At 37.6% G+C, this 17,826-nt stretch carries 18 protein-coding genes, 1 tRNA gene, 1 pseudogene and 1 other annotated feature; of the genes and pseudogenes, 14 read left to right on the forward strand and 6 right to left on the reverse strand.

Annotated elements, in window-relative coordinates:
• Nucleotides 1-3: 3 nt before the first annotated feature.
• Genes IGJ46_RS03505 through IGJ46_RS03515 form a run of 3 tightly spaced genes read right to left on the reverse strand, consistent with a single transcriptional unit; the run spans nucleotide 4 to nucleotide 3,956 of the window.
• Nucleotides 4-1,011 (reverse strand): aldose epimerase family protein, encoded by a 1,008-nt coding sequence (locus IGJ46_RS03505; protein WP_002394337.1) that lies wholly within the window; start codon nucleotides 1,009-1,011, stop codon nucleotides 4-6.
• Entirely contained in the window at nucleotides 1,001-1,669 is a 669-nt protein-coding gene (gene pgmB, locus IGJ46_RS03510) for a beta-phosphoglucomutase (RefSeq protein WP_002355844.1), read from the reverse strand. The genes IGJ46_RS03505 and pgmB overlap by 11 nt, the downstream gene beginning before the upstream one ends.
• Nucleotides 1,662-3,956, reverse strand: coding sequence for a glycoside hydrolase family 65 protein (locus tag IGJ46_RS03515; protein WP_002355845.1), 2,295 nt, complete (start codon nucleotides 3,954-3,956; stop codon nucleotides 1,662-1,664). The genes pgmB and IGJ46_RS03515 overlap by 8 nt, the downstream gene beginning before the upstream one ends.
• 280 nt (nucleotides 3,957-4,236) lie before the next feature.
• On the opposite strand from IGJ46_RS03515, the gene IGJ46_RS03520 reads away from it, so the two are divergent.
• Nucleotides 4,237-6,405, forward strand: a complete 2,169-nt coding sequence (locus tag IGJ46_RS03520) for a PTS transporter subunit IIBC (RefSeq protein ID WP_002355846.1) — start codon at nucleotides 4,237-4,239, stop codon at nucleotides 6,403-6,405.
• A 214-nt stretch (nucleotides 6,406-6,619) separates the two neighbouring features.
• On the forward strand, nucleotides 6,620-7,444 hold the full coding sequence (gene mapP, locus IGJ46_RS03525) for a maltose 6'-phosphate phosphatase (protein ID WP_218391467.1): 825 nt from the start codon (nucleotides 6,620-6,622) through the stop codon (nucleotides 7,442-7,444).
• Nucleotides 7,445-7,503: 59 nt separating this feature from the next.
• On the opposite strand, the gene proC is transcribed toward mapP, so the two are convergent.
• Nucleotides 7,504-8,319: a pyrroline-5-carboxylate reductase gene (gene proC, locus IGJ46_RS03530; protein ID WP_002358864.1), complete on the reverse strand. Its 816-nt coding sequence runs from the start codon at nucleotides 8,317-8,319 to the stop codon at nucleotides 7,504-7,506.
• Nucleotides 8,320-8,445: 126 nt separating this feature from the next.
• On the opposite strand from proC, the gene IGJ46_RS03535 reads away from it, so the two are divergent.
• The 6 genes and pseudogenes from IGJ46_RS03535 (at nucleotide 8,446) to IGJ46_RS03560 (ending at nucleotide 13,201) form a co-directional block, all read left to right on the forward strand.
• Nucleotides 8,446-9,408: a helix-turn-helix domain-containing protein gene (locus IGJ46_RS03535; RefSeq protein ID WP_002396471.1), complete on the forward strand. Its 963-nt coding sequence runs from the start codon at nucleotides 8,446-8,448 to the stop codon at nucleotides 9,406-9,408.
• Nucleotides 9,389-9,688 (forward strand): hypothetical protein, encoded by a 300-nt coding sequence (locus IGJ46_RS03540; RefSeq protein WP_002358867.1) that lies wholly within the window; start codon nucleotides 9,389-9,391, stop codon nucleotides 9,686-9,688. The genes IGJ46_RS03535 and IGJ46_RS03540 overlap by 20 nt, the downstream gene beginning before the upstream one ends.
• The gene (locus IGJ46_RS03545; RefSeq protein WP_049095726.1) at nucleotides 9,681-10,022 is read left to right on the forward strand and encodes a nucleotide pyrophosphohydrolase; all 342 of its coding nucleotides are present in this window, start codon (nucleotides 9,681-9,683) and stop codon (nucleotides 10,020-10,022) included. The genes IGJ46_RS03540 and IGJ46_RS03545 overlap by 8 nt, the downstream gene beginning before the upstream one ends.
• 268 nt (nucleotides 10,023-10,290) lie before the next feature.
• A pseudogene (locus tag IGJ46_RS03550) lies at nucleotides 10,291-10,491 on the forward strand (MerR family transcriptional regulator); the annotation flags it as partial.
• A 144-nt stretch (nucleotides 10,492-10,635) separates the two neighbouring features.
• Nucleotides 10,636-11,067 carry a VOC family protein gene (locus IGJ46_RS03555; protein ID WP_025187508.1) on the forward strand — a complete coding sequence of 144 codons (432 nt, stop codon included), beginning with the start codon at nucleotides 10,636-10,638 and terminating at the stop codon, nucleotides 11,065-11,067.
• Between the two features lie 241 nt (nucleotides 11,068-11,308).
• Nucleotides 11,309-13,201, forward strand: a complete 1,893-nt coding sequence (locus tag IGJ46_RS03560) for a TPM domain-containing protein (RefSeq protein ID WP_218391468.1) — start codon at nucleotides 11,309-11,311, stop codon at nucleotides 13,199-13,201.
• An 87-nt stretch (nucleotides 13,202-13,288) separates the two neighbouring features.
• Here the strand turns inward: IGJ46_RS03560 and IGJ46_RS03565 are convergent.
• A tRNA-Arg gene (locus tag IGJ46_RS03565) sits at nucleotides 13,289-13,362 on the reverse strand.
• Nucleotides 13,363-13,534: 172 nt separating this feature from the next.
• Nucleotides 13,535-13,610: a sequence feature (ribosomal protein L21 leader region), on the forward strand.
• Between the two features lie 19 nt (nucleotides 13,611-13,629).
• Between IGJ46_RS03565 and rplU the strand changes: the two genes are divergently transcribed.
• The 4 genes from rplU (at nucleotide 13,630) to psiE (ending at nucleotide 15,267) form a co-directional block, all read left to right on the forward strand.
• A complete protein-coding gene (gene rplU, locus IGJ46_RS03570) occupies nucleotides 13,630-13,938 on the forward strand; it encodes a 50S ribosomal protein L21 (RefSeq protein WP_002355866.1) in 309 nt (102 codons plus the stop codon).
• A gap of 32 nt (nucleotides 13,939-13,970) precedes the next feature.
• Nucleotides 13,971-14,315: a ribosomal-processing cysteine protease Prp gene (locus IGJ46_RS03575; protein ID WP_002355867.1), complete on the forward strand. Its 345-nt coding sequence runs from the start codon at nucleotides 13,971-13,973 to the stop codon at nucleotides 14,313-14,315.
• A gap of 12 nt (nucleotides 14,316-14,327) precedes the next feature.
• Nucleotides 14,328-14,615: a 50S ribosomal protein L27 gene (gene rpmA / locus IGJ46_RS03580; RefSeq protein ID WP_002355868.1), complete on the forward strand. Its 288-nt coding sequence runs from the start codon at nucleotides 14,328-14,330 to the stop codon at nucleotides 14,613-14,615.
• Between the two features lie 199 nt (nucleotides 14,616-14,814).
• Nucleotides 14,815-15,267 (forward strand): phosphate-starvation-inducible protein PsiE, encoded by a 453-nt coding sequence (gene psiE / locus IGJ46_RS03585; RefSeq protein WP_002355869.1) that lies wholly within the window; start codon nucleotides 14,815-14,817, stop codon nucleotides 15,265-15,267.
• 70 nt (nucleotides 15,268-15,337) lie between these two features.
• On the opposite strand, the gene IGJ46_RS03590 is transcribed toward psiE, so the two are convergent.
• Nucleotides 15,338-16,153: a metallophosphoesterase gene (locus IGJ46_RS03590; RefSeq protein WP_010777490.1), complete on the reverse strand. Its 816-nt coding sequence runs from the start codon at nucleotides 16,151-16,153 to the stop codon at nucleotides 15,338-15,340.
• A 171-nt stretch (nucleotides 16,154-16,324) separates the two neighbouring features.
• On the opposite strand from IGJ46_RS03590, the gene IGJ46_RS03595 reads away from it, so the two are divergent.
• On the forward strand, nucleotides 16,325-17,389 hold the full coding sequence (locus IGJ46_RS03595; RefSeq protein ID WP_002391500.1) for a M24 family metallopeptidase: 1,065 nt from the start codon (nucleotides 16,325-16,327) through the stop codon (nucleotides 17,387-17,389).
• A 13-nt stretch (nucleotides 17,390-17,402) separates the two neighbouring features.
• Entirely contained in the window at nucleotides 17,403-17,723 is a 321-nt protein-coding gene (locus IGJ46_RS03600; protein ID WP_002355872.1) for a MazG nucleotide pyrophosphohydrolase domain-containing protein, read from the forward strand.
• Nucleotides 17,724-17,826: the final 103 nt, after the last annotated feature.

The raw sequence follows: 17,826 nt of genomic DNA on the forward strand, positions 1-17,826 counted from the left end.
TGATTATAGAAGGTTAAATTGATAAACCGTTTGGTAGGTTTGCTTTTTATTAGCTGGTAATAAAATAGAGCCCCACTGAGGATGATGAACAATGTCTGGATACTCTTGTGGTTCAATTGCTAAGCCATAGTTTGAATGCATCGCTTGTCCATTAATAGAAAATGGAGCCTCAAAACCAGTCGTAGAAAATAATACCATACTTTGGTTCGTTGTTGCTATCGTCATTTTTCTTCCAGAAGTAGGTTCTTGTAAGCATAATTGTGGCTGTCTTAAGTCAGAGCCAACTAAGGGGAAAACATCATCTAACCCGGTTGGATAGCGTTGGAGGATTGTTTCGATAGGTGTCAGTTCATTAAAACGTATGGATAGTTCAGAAGCTGGTAAAATCCGTCCAGTAGGCAGCTTATTATCGTCTAATTCTAACATACCTTGACAGTTCAAAGATAGCAAATGTGACAGAATGTCTAACTTTCCATCGCCAGATAAATTAAAGTAGGCGTGGTTTGTAGGATTAAAAAGTGTTTCCTGTTTACTCCGTCCAGTACTGATCATTCGTAAATGATTATCCTCTAGCTGATAAGTGATGGTGGCCTCAATTGGTCCAGGATAGCCAGAAATGGTGTCGGTTAAATGAAAAGCAACGCCAATGATATCCTTTTTTTCAAAGGGCTCGACTGTCCAATATTGAAAAGACCACCCCTTTGAGCCACCATGGATATGATGACCGTCGCTATTTTGTTCTAATATTCCATTTTGCCAATGGCCATTACGAATACGTCCAGCAACTGGTCCAACAGTGGCGCCAAAAAAGCTTTGATCCTTTAATACATCTTGATACGAATCATACGATAAAAGGATATTTTCCCAATGATTATTTTTGTTTGGCATCAAAAGTTGATGGAGGCGCGCGCCATAATTGAGAAGAACGACTTCTAAAAAGTCGTTCTTCAAAGTAATTTTTTTTAAGTTTGTGTTTGGAATATCGGTTACGGTGATACGATTAACCTTCATGATCAAGCCACACTTTTTTTAAGTAATCAAACGTTAAAGCGCTCGTCTCTGGCACGATGGGCAACCCTTCGCCTAACTCTTCTTTGCGGCCAACGCCAACAGGTTGCGCTCCACTAGCAAGAATCGCTTGAATCCCAGCTTTGGCATCTTCAATGCCAAGACATTCTGCTGGTGTCAAATCAATTTCTTTCGCAGCTAAAATGAAAATATCTGGAGCGGGTTTGCCTGCCTGAACGTCTGCTGGATTAGCAATGGCATCAAAAAGGGGCGTCAATTGCATTTTTTCTAAAAGAAAAGGCCCATTTTTACTTGCAGAAGCCAAGGCGATTTTAATATTGGCTTCACGTAATTCCGTTAATAAAGAAAGAATTCCTGGATAGACATCTTCAGGCGTAATTGCTTGGATCATTTCCAAGTAATAATCGTTTTTCCGTTGCGCTAACTGGGCAAATTCTTCAGAAGAAAACGTGCCTTCTTTTTTTCCGTATTTTAACAGTAACTGCAGAGAATCTTCACGGCTTACACCTTTCAATTGTTCGTTGAAAACACGGTCAATGGAAATTCCAATTTCGTTCCCTAATTTTTTCCAAGCGTGGTAATGAAATTCTGCTGTATCAGTAATAACGCCATCTAAATCAAACAAAACGCCTTTAAACATGAACTTCTTCCTTTCTAATCGGTAAAACTAATCGATCTTTTAACGTGTATTTTTGATCGTAAACAGTTAATGGAATTGCAGGGCCGTCGAGTAAAGTGAAGGCCACTTGGTCTGCTGCAACTTCAACAAATAGTAAACGATTCCGATAATTAATGTGGAATGAGTAGGCTGTCCAAGTCGCTGGTAAAAAGGGTGCAAATTTTAGTTGTTGATGGTCCGTTTTCATTTGGGCAAAACCTTGCACAATCGCTAGCCAACTACCAGTCATTGAGGTAATGTGTAAGCCATCTTCTGTATCATTATTGTAATTATCTAAGTCAAGGCGCGCTGTTCGTTGATACATTTCCACTGCTTTTTCTTCCATGCCTAATTCAGCAGCTAACACAGCATGAATGCTTGGTGAAAGGGAAGATTCATGGACAGTCATTGGTTCGTAAAAGTTAAAGTTCCGGCGTTTTTCTTCTAAAGAAAAGGCGTCATTGAAGAAATAAATTCCTTGAAGAACATCGGCTTGTTTAATGAAACAAGACCGCAAAATTTTATCCCATGACCAATGTTGATTTAAAGGCAGCTCACTAAGTGGTAAATCAGAAACAGGCATTAAATCTTTATCTAAGAAAGTGTCATGTTGTACAAAAATGCCTAATTCGTTATCCACTGGGAAGTACATATTTTCTACAATGTCTGCCCATTTAGCTAATTCGTCGTCTGCAATTTTGAGCGTTGTTTCTTCTTGGAATTTTAAATAAGACTCACGGGTGTAACGTAGAACCCACGCAGCGATGGTATTGGTATACCAGTTATTGTTGATATTATTTTCATATTCATTTGGCCCCGTTACGCCATGAATCATATATTGTTTATGACGTTGTGAGAAGTGGACCCGATCTGCCCAAAAACGAGCGATTGCCACAAGCACTTCTAGACCAGCATCTTTTAGATAATCTTCGTCTCCTGTATAGTTGACATAATTATAAATCGCATAAGCAATCGCACCATTTCTGTGAATCTCTTCAAAAGTGATTTCCCACTCATTATGACATTCGACACCAGTAAAAGTAACCATTGGGTAAAGCGCACCCTTTAACCCTTGTTGTTGGGCATTATGAATGGCTTGAGGCAATTGATTGTGGCGATATTTCAGTAGATTTTTAGTAACTTCGGGCTTAGCCAACGCCAAGTAAAGTGGGACAGCATATGCTTCAGTATCCCAATATGTGGCACCACCATATTTTTCGCCCGTAAAGCCTTTTGGTCCGATATTTAAACGATCGTCTTCGCCATAGTAGGTTGAGAAAAGTTGGAAAAGATTAAAACGAATGCCTTGTTGGGCTTCATCATCTCCTTCAATAACAACATCAGCTAATTGCCAACGTTTTGCCCAAGCGGCAGCTTGCCCAGCTTTTGCTTCAGGGTACAAGGTGGTCATTTCTGAAAATAATTCGTTTACTCGTGTGATTTGTTGCGTTTCTGGCACATCACGACTGGTAACGACAAGCACTTCTTTTGTGATAGCGGTCGTTTCGCCTTCGTTTAAAGACACCGTCAATTCTGCGGTTAAAGCCAAGGGCTGTTGTGTATATGTAGGCACAACAGAGGCTCCATCGATGAAATGGCGCATGCCTGCAGTCACTGTAAAACGCTCTATTTCAAAGTTGTTAGGAATGGTCTTAGTTGTAACAAAGCCAAGTGTTTCTTGTGTTTCAATAGCTCTTTCTTCCCAAAAATGTTCTTCATAATTGCTGTCTTCATTTTGAACATCGCCATCCAATTTTGAGTGAAGAGTGATTGTGCCTGTACCTTCCAGCATTTCAATTGTTAAGTGGATGTAAGCCGCTTCTTTTTTTTCTAAGCTTAAAAAACGTTCAAAAGAGAAGCGCACTTTGTTCTTCGGTGTTTGGATGGTGAATTGCCGAGAAAGGACCCCATTTTGCATGTCTAATTCTAAAGAAAAATCTTCGTAAGGTGTAGTGGCTAAATCAATTGTTTGTCCATCAATTTGTAAGTCCATTGCGATGAAATTAATTGCGTTAATCACTTTACCAAAATATTCAGGATAACCATTTTTCCACCAACCAACACGTGTTTTGTCTGGATACCAAACACCTGCTAAATAGGTTCCTTGATGGTGGTCGCCAGAATAGTGTTCTTCAAAATTTCCCCGCATCCCCATATAGCCATTGCCAATGCTCGTTAATGATTCTTGTAAACGTAAATTTTCTTTATCTAAGTGTGTAGTACGGATTTTCCAAGGATCAATTTGGAATAAACGTTTGATTTGTTTCATGAGAATCCCCCTCAGTGATTTTATTGATAGGTCTATCATAAACGCAACCGATTGCATTAGTCAATAGTCAATGCTTAAAAAGTGTAATCTTATGAATAAAAGCTGAAACAAAGGTAGGTTAGAAGGAGCTTTATTTGCTTTATTAAAAGACAAAATAAAAAAGGATTAAGTAGTAGGGAGTTGTTTTCCACAATATTTTTGAAATTAAAGCATTTACAAAAAGGAAACAGGAGTATATAATGGCAACATAACGAAACCGATTGCGTAAGGAGTGGCAGGAATGAAAAAAATGTTTAGTTTTGAGTTTTGGCAAAAATTCGGGAAAGCTTTAATGGTCGTTGTGGCAGTAATGCCCGCAGCGGGTTTAATGATTAGTATTGGGAAATCGCTTCCTTTAATCGATCCTAATTTAGGCTTGTTAGTAACAACAGGCGGAGTTCTGGAGAGTATCGGTTGGGCAATTATTGGCAACTTACATTTACTATTTGCGTTAGCAATAGGTGGCAGTTGGGCCAAAGATCGTGCAGGTGGCGCATTTGCAGCGGGGATTTCTTTTGTTTTAATCAACCGTATTACTGGAGCCATTTTTGGTGTAACAAATGAAATGTTGGCAGATGAACAAGCTTTCACGCATACCTTATTTGGCACCAAGATTATGGTGAAGGGATTCTTTACAAGTGTCTTAGAAGCTCCGGCATTAAATATGGGTGTCTTTGTAGGGATTATTGCTGGTTTTGTCGGTGCGATGGCTTACAACAAGTATTACAATTATCGGAAATTACCAGATGCGCTATCATTTTTTAATGGTAAACGGTTTGTCCCATTTGTCGTTATTTTATGGTCAACAATTGTCTCAATTGCATTAGCACTTATTTGGCCAAATATTCAAGCGGGAATTAATAATTTTGGGTTATGGATTGCGCAATCTCAAGATAGTGCACCTATTTTAGCGCCATTCTTATATGGAACGTTGGAACGTTTGTTATTACCTTTTGGGTTACATCATATGTTGACGATTCCAATCAACTATACACAATTAGGTGGAACGTATGAAATTTTATCTGGCGCACAAGCTGGAACCCAAGTCTTTGGTCAAGATCCTTTATGGTTGGCTTGGGCAACAGACTTAGTGAATCTTAAAGGCGCTGGTGATATGAGCAAGTATCAGTTTGTCTTAGAAAATTGGACACCAGCTCGATTCAAAGTAGGCCAAATGATTGGTTCTTCAGGGATTTTAATGGGGATGGCTTTGGCGATGTATCGTAATGTCGATGCAGATAAAAAAGCTAAATATAAATCAATGTATTTTTCTGCTGCTTTAGCTGTTTTCTTAACTGGTGTGACAGAGCCGCTAGAATTCATGTTTATGTTTGCTGCAGTGCCGCTTTATGTGATTTATGCCGTGATCCAAGGTGCTGCTTTTGCAATGGCTGATATTTTACCATTGCGTGTGCATTCGTTTGGAAATATTGAATTGTTAACAAGAACACCGCTAGCAATAAAAGCTGGTTTAGGTGGCGATTTAATCAATTTTGTTTTAATGGTCATCATTTTTGGTGCTGTCACTTATTTCTTAGCCAATTTCTTAATTAAAAAATTTAATTACGCAACACCTGGAAGAAATGGAAACTACGACAATGATAACGGCGAAGAAATCGCATCTGGCGCGGCTGGTTCAGGTGTCGTCGATCAGCAAATCGCGCAAATTGTCTACTTACTTGGTGGTAAACAAAATATCAAAGAAGTTGATGCGTGTATGACACGCTTACGTGTCAGTGTAAAGGATCGAGAAAAAGTCGGTTCGGAAGAGGCGTGGAAACGGGCAGGCGCAATGGGCTTGATTGTGAAAGATAATGGTGTTCAAGCCGTTTATGGACCAAAAGCCGATGTTTTAAAATCCGATATTGAAGATTTACTAGCTTCCGGCGTTGACATTCCAGAACCAGTTATAGCAGAAAGTACAACAGGAGTGCCAACAACGAATTTCTTAGGCAAGAAAAAAGATTTCGTGGCTGTGGCGACAGGGGAAGTTATTCCAATGGCGCAAGTCAATGATCCTGTCTTTTCACAAAAAATGATGGGGGATGGATTTGCAGTTAAGCCTCTAGAAGGAGAGGTGGTGGCACCAATTTCGGGGAAAGTCCTAAGTGTTTTCCCAAGCAAACATGCGATTGGGCTACAAACAGAAGAAGGCATCGAAGTACTTGTCCATATGGGGATTGATACAGTTGAAATGGCAACACCTGCTTTTGAATCTTTTGTTAAAGAAGGACAATCATTGAAAGCTGGGACGAAACTAGCTAAAATGAATTTGGATGTGATTGAACAAGCTGGCAAAGAAACAACGATTATTGTCGCCTTTACAAACAGCGACAAAGTGGAACAAGTAGTTATTAATCAACTAGGAACCACCACTGCGGGAACTGTGATCGGACAGATTGAAATTTAAATGATTAGGTATGAGGTCGGGACAGAACCGTTTAACTCCGAGAAATAAGAAGGAATTTCCGGAAATTGCTTTTTAATTTTTGGATAATTTCGGCTTATTTCCGAAGGAGTTGGTTCTGTTCCCGCCGTTTATCAGGTTTTGCGCGTGAAGCAAAAATCCAAAGTGATTTTTGTCCCACTCACTGACCTAATAACATGTAAGAGAAGGGGAAAAGATGAATCTTTTAACAATCAATACTCATAGCTGGTTAGAAGAAGAACCGTTAAAAAAATTAGAGGAGATTGCCAAGGTGATTTTATCTTCTGAAAGTGAAATAATTGCCTTACAAGAAGTGAATCAGAAAGTCGCTTCCAAGAAAGTGCCGTTAGAACAGTTAACTACTTTTTGTCCCGTAGCGACCCAAACACCGGTCCATGAAGATAATTTTGCATATCTAATCGTTCAATATCTAGCTGAAAAAGGCCAACACTATTATTGGAGTTGGGAAATGAGCCACATTGGTTATGCTATTTATGAAGAAGGGAACGCACTACTTTCGAAATGTCCGTTGACTAGTGAAGCTCTCCTTATTTCAGAAAGCCAAGAACCAACGAATTATCGAACAAGAAAAATCTTAGTAGCGGAGACAGAGAGTTCAAAAGGTACGCTTACTGTTGTCTCTGGTCACTTTTCTTGGTGGGAAACACCCTGTACAGGTTTTGCCTATGAATGGCTACAACTAGAGAAATACTTAGCGATGGGGCAACAACCGTTAGTCATTTTAGGCGATTTAAACAACCCAGCTGGTACAACTGGCTATCAATTATTGGAAAATAGTTACTTGCCGATTCAAGATGCATTTGTTGTAGCGGAAGAGACAAGCGGTGAAGCGACAGTAGAGAAAAAAATAGATGGCTGGGAAGAAAATGAAGCAGCCTTGCGGATTGACTACGCATTTGTTCCAAAACAGTGGCACGTACGAAAATATGAAGTAATTTTTGATGGTAGGAAAACACCGATAGTCAGTGATCATTTTGGCTTACTCATTCAACTAAAATAAGAAAAAGCGCTGAATTTTCAGCGCTTTTTCTTATTTATTCGCTCATGTAATTATTCTTCTCAGTCTTGTTTGGCTAATTCTTGATCCCGAAGGATGGTGGCCTCAATCCCTTTGATGACTGTTGAAATAAACGCATTGTTTTCTAATTCGACAATCCCAGCAACCGTGGTTCCGCCAGGAGAACTGACTTGGTCGATTAAAGTCCAAGGATTCTCTGTGCTATTTGCCAAAGTTTGAGCGCTGCCTAGTACAGCTTGTGTGGCAATTTCTAAGGCTAACTCTTTGTTCATACCATTTTTAACGGCTGCTCGGGCAATCGAATCAATAAATAAGAAAGCATACGCAGGAGTGCTACCTGCAATAGCAGTAAAAATCGAAAAATACTGTTCCTCTAATTCCCAGGCTTGGCCAACTGCTCGAAACAACGATAATACAGTCTGGATGTCTTCGGGGGATGCAAAAGCGTTGCCACAAACAGCTGCTGCACCTGCGCCAATCAATGCATTCATATTTGGCATCACACGAACAAGACGAAGCGGTTGGGTAGTCTCAAACAGTTGATGCAATTCTGCAATAGTCGTACCTGCTGCAATGGAAACAATTAACGGTTGCTTGTCTAAAATTGCTTCTTTTGCTTCAAGTAAAGCTGCTTGAACGAATTGCGGTTTCACCGCTAAAATAACTAAGTCAGCTACTGTAATAGCTTCTTGAGGCGAAGCAACCGCGTGTGCACCAATTTCTTGTGCAAAAGCGGCGGTTTTTTCGACTTGAATATCATAAAAATAAAGGTTTTCTGCGGCAATAAATTGCTTTTTTAGCGCACCTTTGGCAATAGCGGATGCCATATTTCCAGCACCGATAAAACTAATTTTCATAAAAAATTCCTCCTAAAAACTGTTGAATCTCTTTTTTCGTGTTACCATGTATCTAGTATAGAAGGAAACGCCAAAGAAAAAAATAGAGGGAGTAAAGTAAAAAGTGTTGGATTATGAGGTGATTAATTGGCAAGCAAAGAAGAACAATATGCAGCATTTTATCAGTTTTTAGAGACCTTAGATTGTTATTTAACCACTACCAATGCTCTTGAGAATGAAGTAGCGCAATTTAAGGGAAATCCGCATCGAGAAATTGCGGGCTTTATGTTGGCATCTTCGGAAACAATTGACGTTCCGAAAGGATTTATTCGGATGCTCTATTGTTTAGAGCAAGATGGCAATGCTTATTTGGATCAACAAAGGTGTTCGTTTTCGGCTGGCCAAGTCATGATTGTCAATGAGGCAACCTCGGTTAGCTATCAGGGGCAAGGAATGTCTATGATTATATTTTATTTTAAAAAGCACTATTTTCTTGATACGCTCTTAAATCAGCTGGCGGAAGAGCCAGTCATGTATCGTTTTTTTACAGAAATTGCTAGCAGTGAATTTGAAAACATTCCTCGATATTTCGTTTTTGCCAGCCAGCCAAATTCGGATGTTCACGTCTATTCGCTATTATTACTGAAACAAATTGTGAAAATGGCCTATTTTAATAATAAAGTGACCAAAGCGGCCTTTGTTTTGCTAGTGGTGGAACTAGGTCAACTGCCTAGAGAAGCTTTAAAGATGCAAGATAATTATTTGTCGAATCATCAACGTGTTGAGGTGATTTTAGCGTATATTGAGCAACAGATTGCGCATGTCACTTTAGCAGAAGTCGCCGCTAAATTTCATTTTCATCCGAATTACTTATCGAATTTTTTAAAAGAAAAAACAAACAAAACGTTTACGGAAATTGTCTTAGCCTACCGAATCCAATTGGCGAAAAACTACTTGAAGCAAACAGATTTATCGATTCAAACAATTGTTGAACGAATCGGCTATCAAGACAAAGCCTTTTTTTATAAACGTTTTAAAGAAGAAATGGGCATGACCCCAAAACAATATCGACAGAAAGAGGGAATGGCAGATGTACGAAGAAGTCTTTGAAGAATTTCAGTTAACTGTAGTAGAATTACCAATCGAATTCGTTGATGATTTGCCTGTCTATCGCGGACACTTAAAAGAATTAACGTTTCTTTCAGCGGAAGCCTCTTCACGAAAAAAACTTTACCAACAGCTTTTACAGGCTTATTTGTTGTATAGAGAAGAGAATCAAGCAGTTGTTGAAGAGGAAGAAATAACCTCCTCATTATTGTCTACAGAACAGTTATTAAAATACTATGATGGTGAAACGTTCGATGGGTTTCAGTTGCCATCAAATGAATAAGAAAGCAGGGGAACAAATGGATACAATGGCAAAAATTAATCAATTTCGTGATGAAAGAAATTGGCGCCCCCACCATAATGAAAAAGATTTGGCGCTCTCAATTTGTTTAGAAGCAGCAGAATTGTTAGAACTTTTTCAATGGAAAACAGCAGAAGAAGGCATCAAACAAGAAGAACGAATCAAAGAAGAATTGGCTGATGTTCTCATTTACTCCTACATGATGGCTGATAATTTAGGGTTTGATTTGGACGAAATTATCGAAGAAAAGTTGAAGAAAAATGCGGTGAAATATCCAGTGCCACAACGAGATACAAACAGGACTTCAAAAAAATAAGTTGTGACCGATTTTTTGGAACGGAAACAGTGTTTAGTTTCAAGAAATTGGGATTTATGTTAATTAATACTAGTCGAGCTTTTGAATTGAACTAGTCTCGCTGTCTATCTGGATCCTTAGAGCTAGTAAGTTAAGGCATTTCGAATTTTATCCAGTTATAGCAATTGCCAAGTGAACTAATTTGTATTTATATAGAAACTTTTTCATTGACTTTCACATGGTGTCAAGGTTTATGATAAGAATATCAATTGAATGAAAAGGAGACTCTATGTATCAAATTGGGCAATTTGCCAAGTTAATGGATATTTCCCCACGGATGCTGCGTCATTATGAAAAAGCAGGAATTTTTGTTCCAAATGAAATTGATAAAAAAACAGGATATCGCTATTATAGCGCACATCAAATTCCTTTATTGAAACAAATTTTACTGTTAAGAGATTCAGGGTTTAAAGTTGAAGAGATGGCGGAAACTTTGAGAAAACTTAAGGATGCTTCTTTTTTGGAAACTATTTTGTTAAGAAAACGAGATCAATCGCGACATTTAATTCAAATGGAGGAGCAAAAGATTAAAAAAATTAATCAACAGTTAGTAGCTTTGAAGGAGGAAAAACAAATGATTAAAGGGACAGAAATCGATTTTATTGTTAGTGATAGCCTTAAGGCGCTTGCCTTATATAAAAAGGTGTTTGAAATAGAGGTAGTGGAAGCAACCGAATACCCTATCGGAATGAATGAAGCGGTTTTTCAACTTTATGGCACGAGGTTTCACATGTTAGATGCCAATGAAGAATATGGGTTAAAAGCACCAACCCAAGAACATCCCAATACTATCTGGTTTAATATAACAGTAGAAAATATTGAAGAGACACATCAACTGGCAATGGAAAACGGTTGTCAAGAAGTACAGCCTATTACTGAAATGATGGAAGGAGCGCTCAAAAATTCATTGTTTGTTGATCCGTATGGGTACATGTGGATGCTCCATCAAATCTATCAAGAGTTGAGTTTTGATGAGCGGATTGAGATTTTGGAAAACGAGCTGTAAAAATCACTATTCTTGTGTTTGTTTAACTAGTTATCTGAAAAGAACGTAACGCTTATCAACTAAGCGTTACGTTCTTTTTTTGCGTGTTAACAGAAGTTTAGTTAAAAAGATAAAGATTTGAACGTCTATATTCGGTATACTAACTATTAAGAAAATAAATTTTTAATACAAAAAAATTTATTTAGCTCTGTGGAAAATCAGAGCTAGAATATTCGGTAGGAGTGGAAGGGAGAAAAAATCAGTGTATGGGAAAAATAAAGTAGGGATAAAATTACAAATGAGCGTGGGGGAGTATCGAAAAACAAAAGTAAAAAGTATTATAATGAAGAATTTAGTTTATCTAGCTGTTCTTTTAATAGGGATCTATTTGGGAATGAGTTTCTTAAAACGATTTGAAAGGACTTATTCAGCTCCAACAGACGATGTCGTAGTAAAAATTAATCAAAATCATCTTTTTGTTTCAGATAATGCACAAATTTTGAACGAAGAAGTCATTAATAATGTACAAAAAATTAATCAAGAACTTAGTAAGACGGAAACGAAACCACAACTAATGGTTATCACAGTTGAGCAAGTTCCTGAAAACGAAACGATTGAAAGCTTTACTAATCAAATAGGTAATAAATTAGGAATCGGAAATAAACTTTATAATAATGGAGTGATTTACTTAGTATCTGTCAAAGACAGGCAAGCAAGACTTGAAGTAGGCTATGGGCTTGAAGAGATAATCCCAGATAGTTTAACCGATGAAATAACAGATAGTACCGTGAAAGATTTTTATAAATTAAAGGATTTTAATGCAGGAATACATATTGTCACCACTCGGATTAAGGAACTACTTACTACTGATACTATGTCTAAAACGACCTCGCTACCTAAGATTAGTTTTTTGCAGAAAATTTGGTTATATTTATTAGGAATAGGAAGGTCGTTAAAGCCTTGGCTAATTATAGTTTTTATTATTGTTATGTTGTATTTTTTATGGGAATTACGTAATGCGGGGAAAGAACTTAGTGCCCGCTTGGCTCTAGTTGACATGGCAAATCGCTATAAGGAAGATGTAGCTATGTTTTATAATGGCGGTATTTCCTCTAAGGCAATTGTTTTAGGAGAACAATCAGTTGAATTTAAAGCTGCCAAGGCGCGTTTGGAGAAAAATATTTTATATCCTGAAAATTCGAAAAAAGAGATAATAATTCCCGCATACTATGATATGGATTTTGCCTTTGGCGAGGTGACACCAAAGAAATTTATTTATAATTATGTTGCACAGTGGAAAGATTTAAGAAGCTCTTCTATGTGTGCTTGTTTTTGGAAGGTGAATCAACCATGGATCTACTTACCGCGTTTTTGGATAGGTGAAGTGTATTGGGAAAAAGTTCCAGAAACGAAATTGCCTGCGTGTCGGATTAGTGGAATTAATGATAACTTAATACCTGCTTACCTAAAAATTATTTTGTTTCCTCTTTCGATTTTATTAAAACATCCTTTTTTGGTATCCGTGACTCTGATTATTTATGTTCAAGTTAGTTTATCAGAGCAGTCGTTTCCTTCGACAGTTTTCACACTAATCACAGAGATTCTGACATTTTTAGAAGACGAAGACTCTTTAGTACCCATGGTTAGTCTGGTCTATTTTTTGATTCCGGTCTTTTTCTTATTTGGTTATATAAAATCAATAGGTGTTGGCTTACAAAATAGATTGCACCTGGATTCTATGATCCGTAGGTTTTTAAAAGATATCCAGCAAGTAAGTTCAGAAAAATCAAAATCATTAAAACAATTAGCAAACGATTTAGACAACCAGCAATATAAAATTGAAAAAAAATTATTGCGGAAAAAAATTAGAGAAAAAAAGATTACCAACAAAAAAGCTTCAAAATCCTTCTATCCGATAAGATTTATTAAGACTACGTATCCTGAATACTATGATATGCGTTTTGCTTATGGAAATGTGTCTATTGCTAAATTTCTAGCAAGTTCACGTTCTGACAGGCAACTAAAAAAGACCAGTATGTATGCGAATCGTCATGATTGGTGGGTTACAAGCAACGAGGGTTCTTCTGATGATGGCTCCGGTGACGGTTTCGGAGGTGGGAGTTTTGGCGGAGGTGGAGGTACTTCAAGTTGGTAGAAAGTTAAACTAGGTTAGGATGAACTTGGGATAACAAAAGCGCCTCTTAGAAACCAAGGTTTCTAAGAGGCGCTTTTGTTATCGTTACGTCACAGGAGGGATTCGAACCCCCGACCGTCCGCTTAGAAGGCGGATGCTCTATCCTGCTGAGCTACTATGACAATAGTTGTAACACAACAAAGCTAATTATAATGGAAGTAGTGTTAGAAAGTCAATCGGAAATTTAAATAACAGAAGAAGTTTTTTTGGAGAGAGAAAGTGAAGAAAATAGAGAGTTTATATTGACGAGGTTTTCTGGTTCTGTTATTATAGTTAGTGTTGTAATTGTGGTCTCCACAGCTACAACCGCACAGAACAAGTTTTTAAGCATGAGTAATCATCACTTGGGATGGCGAGTCTAAGTCTAGAAGAAGGAGGTGCTGTATAGCATGTACGCAATTATCAAAACTGGTGGTAAACAAGTGAAAGTTGAAGTAGGTCAAGCAATCTACGTTGAAAAATTAAACGTTGAGGCTGGCGAGAAAGTTGTTTTTGACGAAGTTATCTTAGTAGGTGGCGAATCTACAAAAGTTGGTGCGCCAACTGTTGCAGGCGCAACTGTTGAAGGAACTGTTGAAAAACACGGCAAACAAAAGAAAGTCGTGACTTTCCAATACAAACCTAAAAAACACTCTCACCGTAAACAAGGTCACCGTCAACCGTATACAAAAGTTATGATCGAAGCAATCAACGCTTAATCTCTCTTGTTGACAGGAAAGAAGGCCTATCAATGATTAAAGGTTCTTTTAAACGAACAGGCTCCGGCCGAATCGTTTCATTCGAATTAACCGGGCATGCTGAAGCAGGTCCTTATGGCAGCGATGTGGTTTGCGCGGCAGTTTCTGCCTTAGCAATTAGCACAGTCAATGGGATTGATGCCTTAGCAGGTTTTGAACCGATTGTCGAAGTTGACGATGTAGAAGGTGGCTACCTTTATGTCGAGATGTTAACAACTGTCAATCAGGAACAAAAAAATATTGCCCAAATTCTATTAGAAAATCTTTTATTAGGTTTACAATCAATAGAGAACGAAAATACTGAATTTATTCAAATAAAAACAATCACTGAGAAATAGGAGGTGCAGACTATGTTATTGACTATGAATTTACAATTATTTGCCCATAAAAAAGGTGGCGGTTCTACATCAAACGGCCGTGACTCTGAATCTAAACGATTAGGCGCTAAAAGTGCTGATGGCCAAACAGTTACAGGTGGTTCAATTTTATACCGTCAACGCGGAACTAAAATTTATCCAGGTGTGAACGTTGGAATCGGTGGCGACGATACGTTATTTGCAAAAGTTGATGGTGTGGTACGTTTCGAACGTAAAGGCCGCGACAAAAAACAAGTATCAGTTTATCCAGTAGCTAACTAATACGATTAAAAAGCTGAATCTGCGGATTCAGCTTTTTTTGTCTTGCATAAAGGGTTAGCCGGAAAATAAAGAAACATCTCAAAATAAAAAAAATCTCACATTGGGTTTAACTGCTTGTCTGACAAGGTTAATTGATGATATATTTAATGTAATAACAAGCTTGTTATAAAATAATTGAGTCAAAAGAAAGAAGGGTATTATGCAGAAGAATTTTAGTGTAGTAAAGAAGTACGTGAATTTGATTTTGGATATTGTATTAGGGATTTTAGGAGTTTTCTTATTAGTATTTATGGCTAGTTATTTAGTTGACCTCGCTACATATCTCATGAAGCCAATGACGCCGGATAATTTTTCAGTTATCATGCAAGAAATTATTTCATTCTTTATGTTATTTGAGTTTATTATGATGATTCTTCGCTATATTCAAGAAGGACACCATATTCCGATTCGTTATTTGATTTTAATTTGTTTAACCGCAATTTTACGTCAATTAATGGTTGCACATGGCGATGGCTTGCAGACTTTATTGTTATCTTTATCAATTCTTTTACTAGTGGTTGTGCTATTTATTCTCGGGTTAAATGGCAGCAAATTTTATACGCTAGGAAAAGCGAAAGTAGAAGAAGATCACGAGCAAGATTTTCATCATTAATCGAACATAATCAAAGACCGTCCAACGTGAGAATTTTTCTCTAACGTGGGGCGGTCTTTTTAATGCATAGTTAAATAGTTAACTCAATCAGTTCAATTGTTGGCAAGACACCAAAGCGTGCGCTGATTTTAGTGGTTCCGATTCCTGGGTGAACAATTAGCGGCGTTTCATCTTCTAAATGATAAAGCCCATGTGTATATTTTTTAGCAAGCTGATTTTTGTAAGTGAAAAAAGGCAAGCGAATCTGTCCACCGTGACTATGTCCTGCTAAAATGAGGTCAATGTTTTTGTTGACTGCTGAGTCTGCGACATCTGGCTCATGGGTTAGTAGCAGAGTGGGCGTTCCAGTAGGGCGGTTGACTAAAGCCGCAGCTAAGTCGGTTTGTCCATATAACGAATCTTCTAAACCAGCGACGTACAAGGAGATGTGGTGTGAGACAGGCAGTAATTTGCCCGTGTTTTTTAGTACGGTAAAGTCGGCAGCTTCTAAGATTGTTTCGTAAAAATTGGTATCTAACCCGCTATACTCGTGGTTGCCATAAATAGCGAATTTGCCATATGGGGCGTTAATTTTACGGAAAAGTTGACTCACTTCATCCTGAATTTCGATACCGAAACGGGCATAATCATCAAATAAGTCTCCTGTAAAAACGACTATGTCTGGTTGTAATGTATTTGTTTTTTCAACAATCTGTTTTAAGGCCTTCACAGAATAATTCTTTTTTAAATGAATATCAGAGAGTTGAACAATCCGTAAGGTTTTCCCTGATTCTGTTACTTTAATTTGATTTTTGTGTATGACTAAGCATTTAGGTTCAATAAAAAAACTATAGCTTAAAATGCCGATAATAATGAAAAATAGTGCCAGAAATAAATAAACGTTCATAATTTCCTCCTTGAAGTCGCTAAATTAGTTTACTACAAAAGTGTTAAGCAAAAAATAAGGAAAGGTAAAATTTTCAGTAAACTTTCTCGATGAAGTTTTTTGGTGATTCATGCTTTTCTGAAGTAAATTTGCTATAATGAAAAATGAGAAAAAAGAAAGAAGGTCGAACCAATGATGGCAAGAGTCGAAAAGCTACGGGAGTTAATGAAAGAAAATAATTTACAAGGATTTTTAGTGACAAGTCCGTATAATTTACGTTATTTAACCAATTTTACTGGGACAACAGGCTTGGCAATGATTACATTAGATAAAGCTTTTTTTGTAACGGATTTTCGTTATACGGAACAAGCTGCGGAACAAGCAACTGGTTTTACTATCGTTAAAAACACAGGACATATTTTTGACGAAGTAGCAGATTTAGCTGAACGTTTGCAATTAGATAATTTAGCTTTTGAAGAAACGCAAGTTAGTTTCGCTGATTATAGCTTATTGGAAGAAATTTTACCATGTGAATTAGTTCCTGTAATGGGTTTGATTGAAGAATTAAGAGAAGTGAAAGATGAAGAAGAAGTAGCGATTATTGAAAAAGCGTGTGCCATCGCGGATCAAGGATTTGCCTTTGTCTTAGAGATGATTAAACCTGGAATGACAGAGATTGAAGTGGCTAATCAATTAGATTTCTTCATGCGTTCAAAAGGAGCCAGTGGTGTTTCTTTTGAGACAATTGTGGCCAGCGGTCTACGTTCAGCGATGCCACATGGCGTTGCTAGCCATAAAGTCATCGAAAAAGGTGAGTTAATCACTTTGGATTTCGGTTGTTATTATGAAGGCTATGTTTCTGATATGACACGGACATTTGCCATTGGTAGTATTCAGCCAAAACTAAAAGAAATTTATGACATTGTTTTAGAAGCGCAATTAAAAGTGTTAGCAGAAGCTAAACCTGGGTTGACGGGCATTCAATTAGATGCGATTGCACGGGATCATATTGCTTCCTATGGCTATGGCGATGCGTTTGGTCACAGCACTGGTCATGGCATTGGGTTAGAAATTCATGAAGGACCAAATGTTTCATTCCGAGCAGATAAACAGTTTGTACCAGGGAATGTGATTACGGACGAACCTGGAATTTATTTGCCAGGAATTGGTGGCGTGCGTATTGAGGACGATTTATTAATTACTGCTGAAGGTAATCGTGTATTAACACATGCGCCAAAAGAATTAATCATTTTATAAAGGTTGGGAGAACATGGATATCCAAGAGTATCAGCGGTTTATTAGCGCGTTTTATAAAAAACGTAACTGGTATCAATATGATCCGTTTATTCGTTCCAACTTTTTAACAGAAGAAGTCGGCGAAGTGTGTCGAGCCATTCGGACAATTGAAATTGGCCGTGATCGACCGGATGAAACAGTTTTGGCGGATGAAGAGAATCTGGAAAACTTAACGGAAGAGTTAGGCGATGTGTTGGATAATTTATTTATTTTAGCGGATAAATATGACATCTCTTTAGAAATGATTATGCAAAAGCATCGGACGAAACTAATGGAACGTTATCCTGAAGAATAAAGACGTAAAAATAAGAAAGCCAAAATTACTTGGTCTTTCTTATTTTTTACGTCTAAAGCCTTGAATTAGAAATTTATGACAAGAAATTATCTGTTCTTTTAGT

It is taken from the genome of Enterococcus sp. AZ120 (assembly GCF_050546165.1).
GTDB classification, from domain to species: domain Bacteria; phylum Bacillota; class Bacilli; order Lactobacillales; family Enterococcaceae; genus Enterococcus; species Enterococcus faecalis.

Excerpts from the sequence above, each read along its gene's own strand:
- IGJ46_RS03505 (WP_002394337.1), bottom strand. The coding sequence starts at position 1,011 with ATGAAGGTTAATCGTATCACCGTAACCGATATTCCAAACACAAACTTA.
- pgmB (WP_002355844.1), bottom strand. The coding sequence starts at position 1,669 with ATGTTTAAAGGCGTTTTGTTTGATTTAGATGGCGTTATTACTGATACA.
- IGJ46_RS03515 (WP_002355845.1), bottom strand. The coding sequence starts at position 3,956 with ATGAAACAAATCAAACGTTTATTCCAAATTGATCCTTGGAAAATCCGT.
- IGJ46_RS03520 (WP_002355846.1), top strand. The coding sequence starts at position 4,237 with ATGAAAAAAATGTTTAGTTTTGAGTTTTGGCAAAAATTCGGGAAAGCT.
- mapP (WP_218391467.1), top strand. The coding sequence starts at position 6,620 with ATGAATCTTTTAACAATCAATACTCATAGCTGGTTAGAAGAAGAACCG.
- proC (WP_002358864.1), bottom strand. The coding sequence starts at position 8,319 with ATGAAAATTAGTTTTATCGGTGCTGGAAATATGGCATCCGCTATTGCC.
- IGJ46_RS03540 (WP_002358867.1), top strand. The coding sequence starts at position 9,389 with ATGTACGAAGAAGTCTTTGAAGAATTTCAGTTAACTGTAGTAGAATTA.
- IGJ46_RS03545 (WP_049095726.1), top strand. The coding sequence starts at position 9,681 with ATGAATAAGAAAGCAGGGGAACAAATGGATACAATGGCAAAAATTAAT.
- IGJ46_RS03555 (WP_025187508.1), top strand. The coding sequence starts at position 10,636 with ATGATTAAAGGGACAGAAATCGATTTTATTGTTAGTGATAGCCTTAAG.
- rplU (WP_002355866.1), top strand. The coding sequence starts at position 13,630 with ATGTACGCAATTATCAAAACTGGTGGTAAACAAGTGAAAGTTGAAGTA.
- IGJ46_RS03575 (WP_002355867.1), top strand. The coding sequence starts at position 13,971 with ATGATTAAAGGTTCTTTTAAACGAACAGGCTCCGGCCGAATCGTTTCA.
- rpmA (WP_002355868.1), top strand. The coding sequence starts at position 14,328 with ATGTTATTGACTATGAATTTACAATTATTTGCCCATAAAAAAGGTGGC.
- psiE (WP_002355869.1), top strand. The coding sequence starts at position 14,815 with ATGCAGAAGAATTTTAGTGTAGTAAAGAAGTACGTGAATTTGATTTTG.
- IGJ46_RS03590 (WP_010777490.1), bottom strand. The coding sequence starts at position 16,153 with ATGAACGTTTATTTATTTCTGGCACTATTTTTCATTATTATCGGCATT.
- IGJ46_RS03595 (WP_002391500.1), top strand. The coding sequence starts at position 16,325 with ATGATGGCAAGAGTCGAAAAGCTACGGGAGTTAATGAAAGAAAATAAT.
- IGJ46_RS03600 (WP_002355872.1), top strand. The coding sequence starts at position 17,403 with ATGGATATCCAAGAGTATCAGCGGTTTATTAGCGCGTTTTATAAAAAA.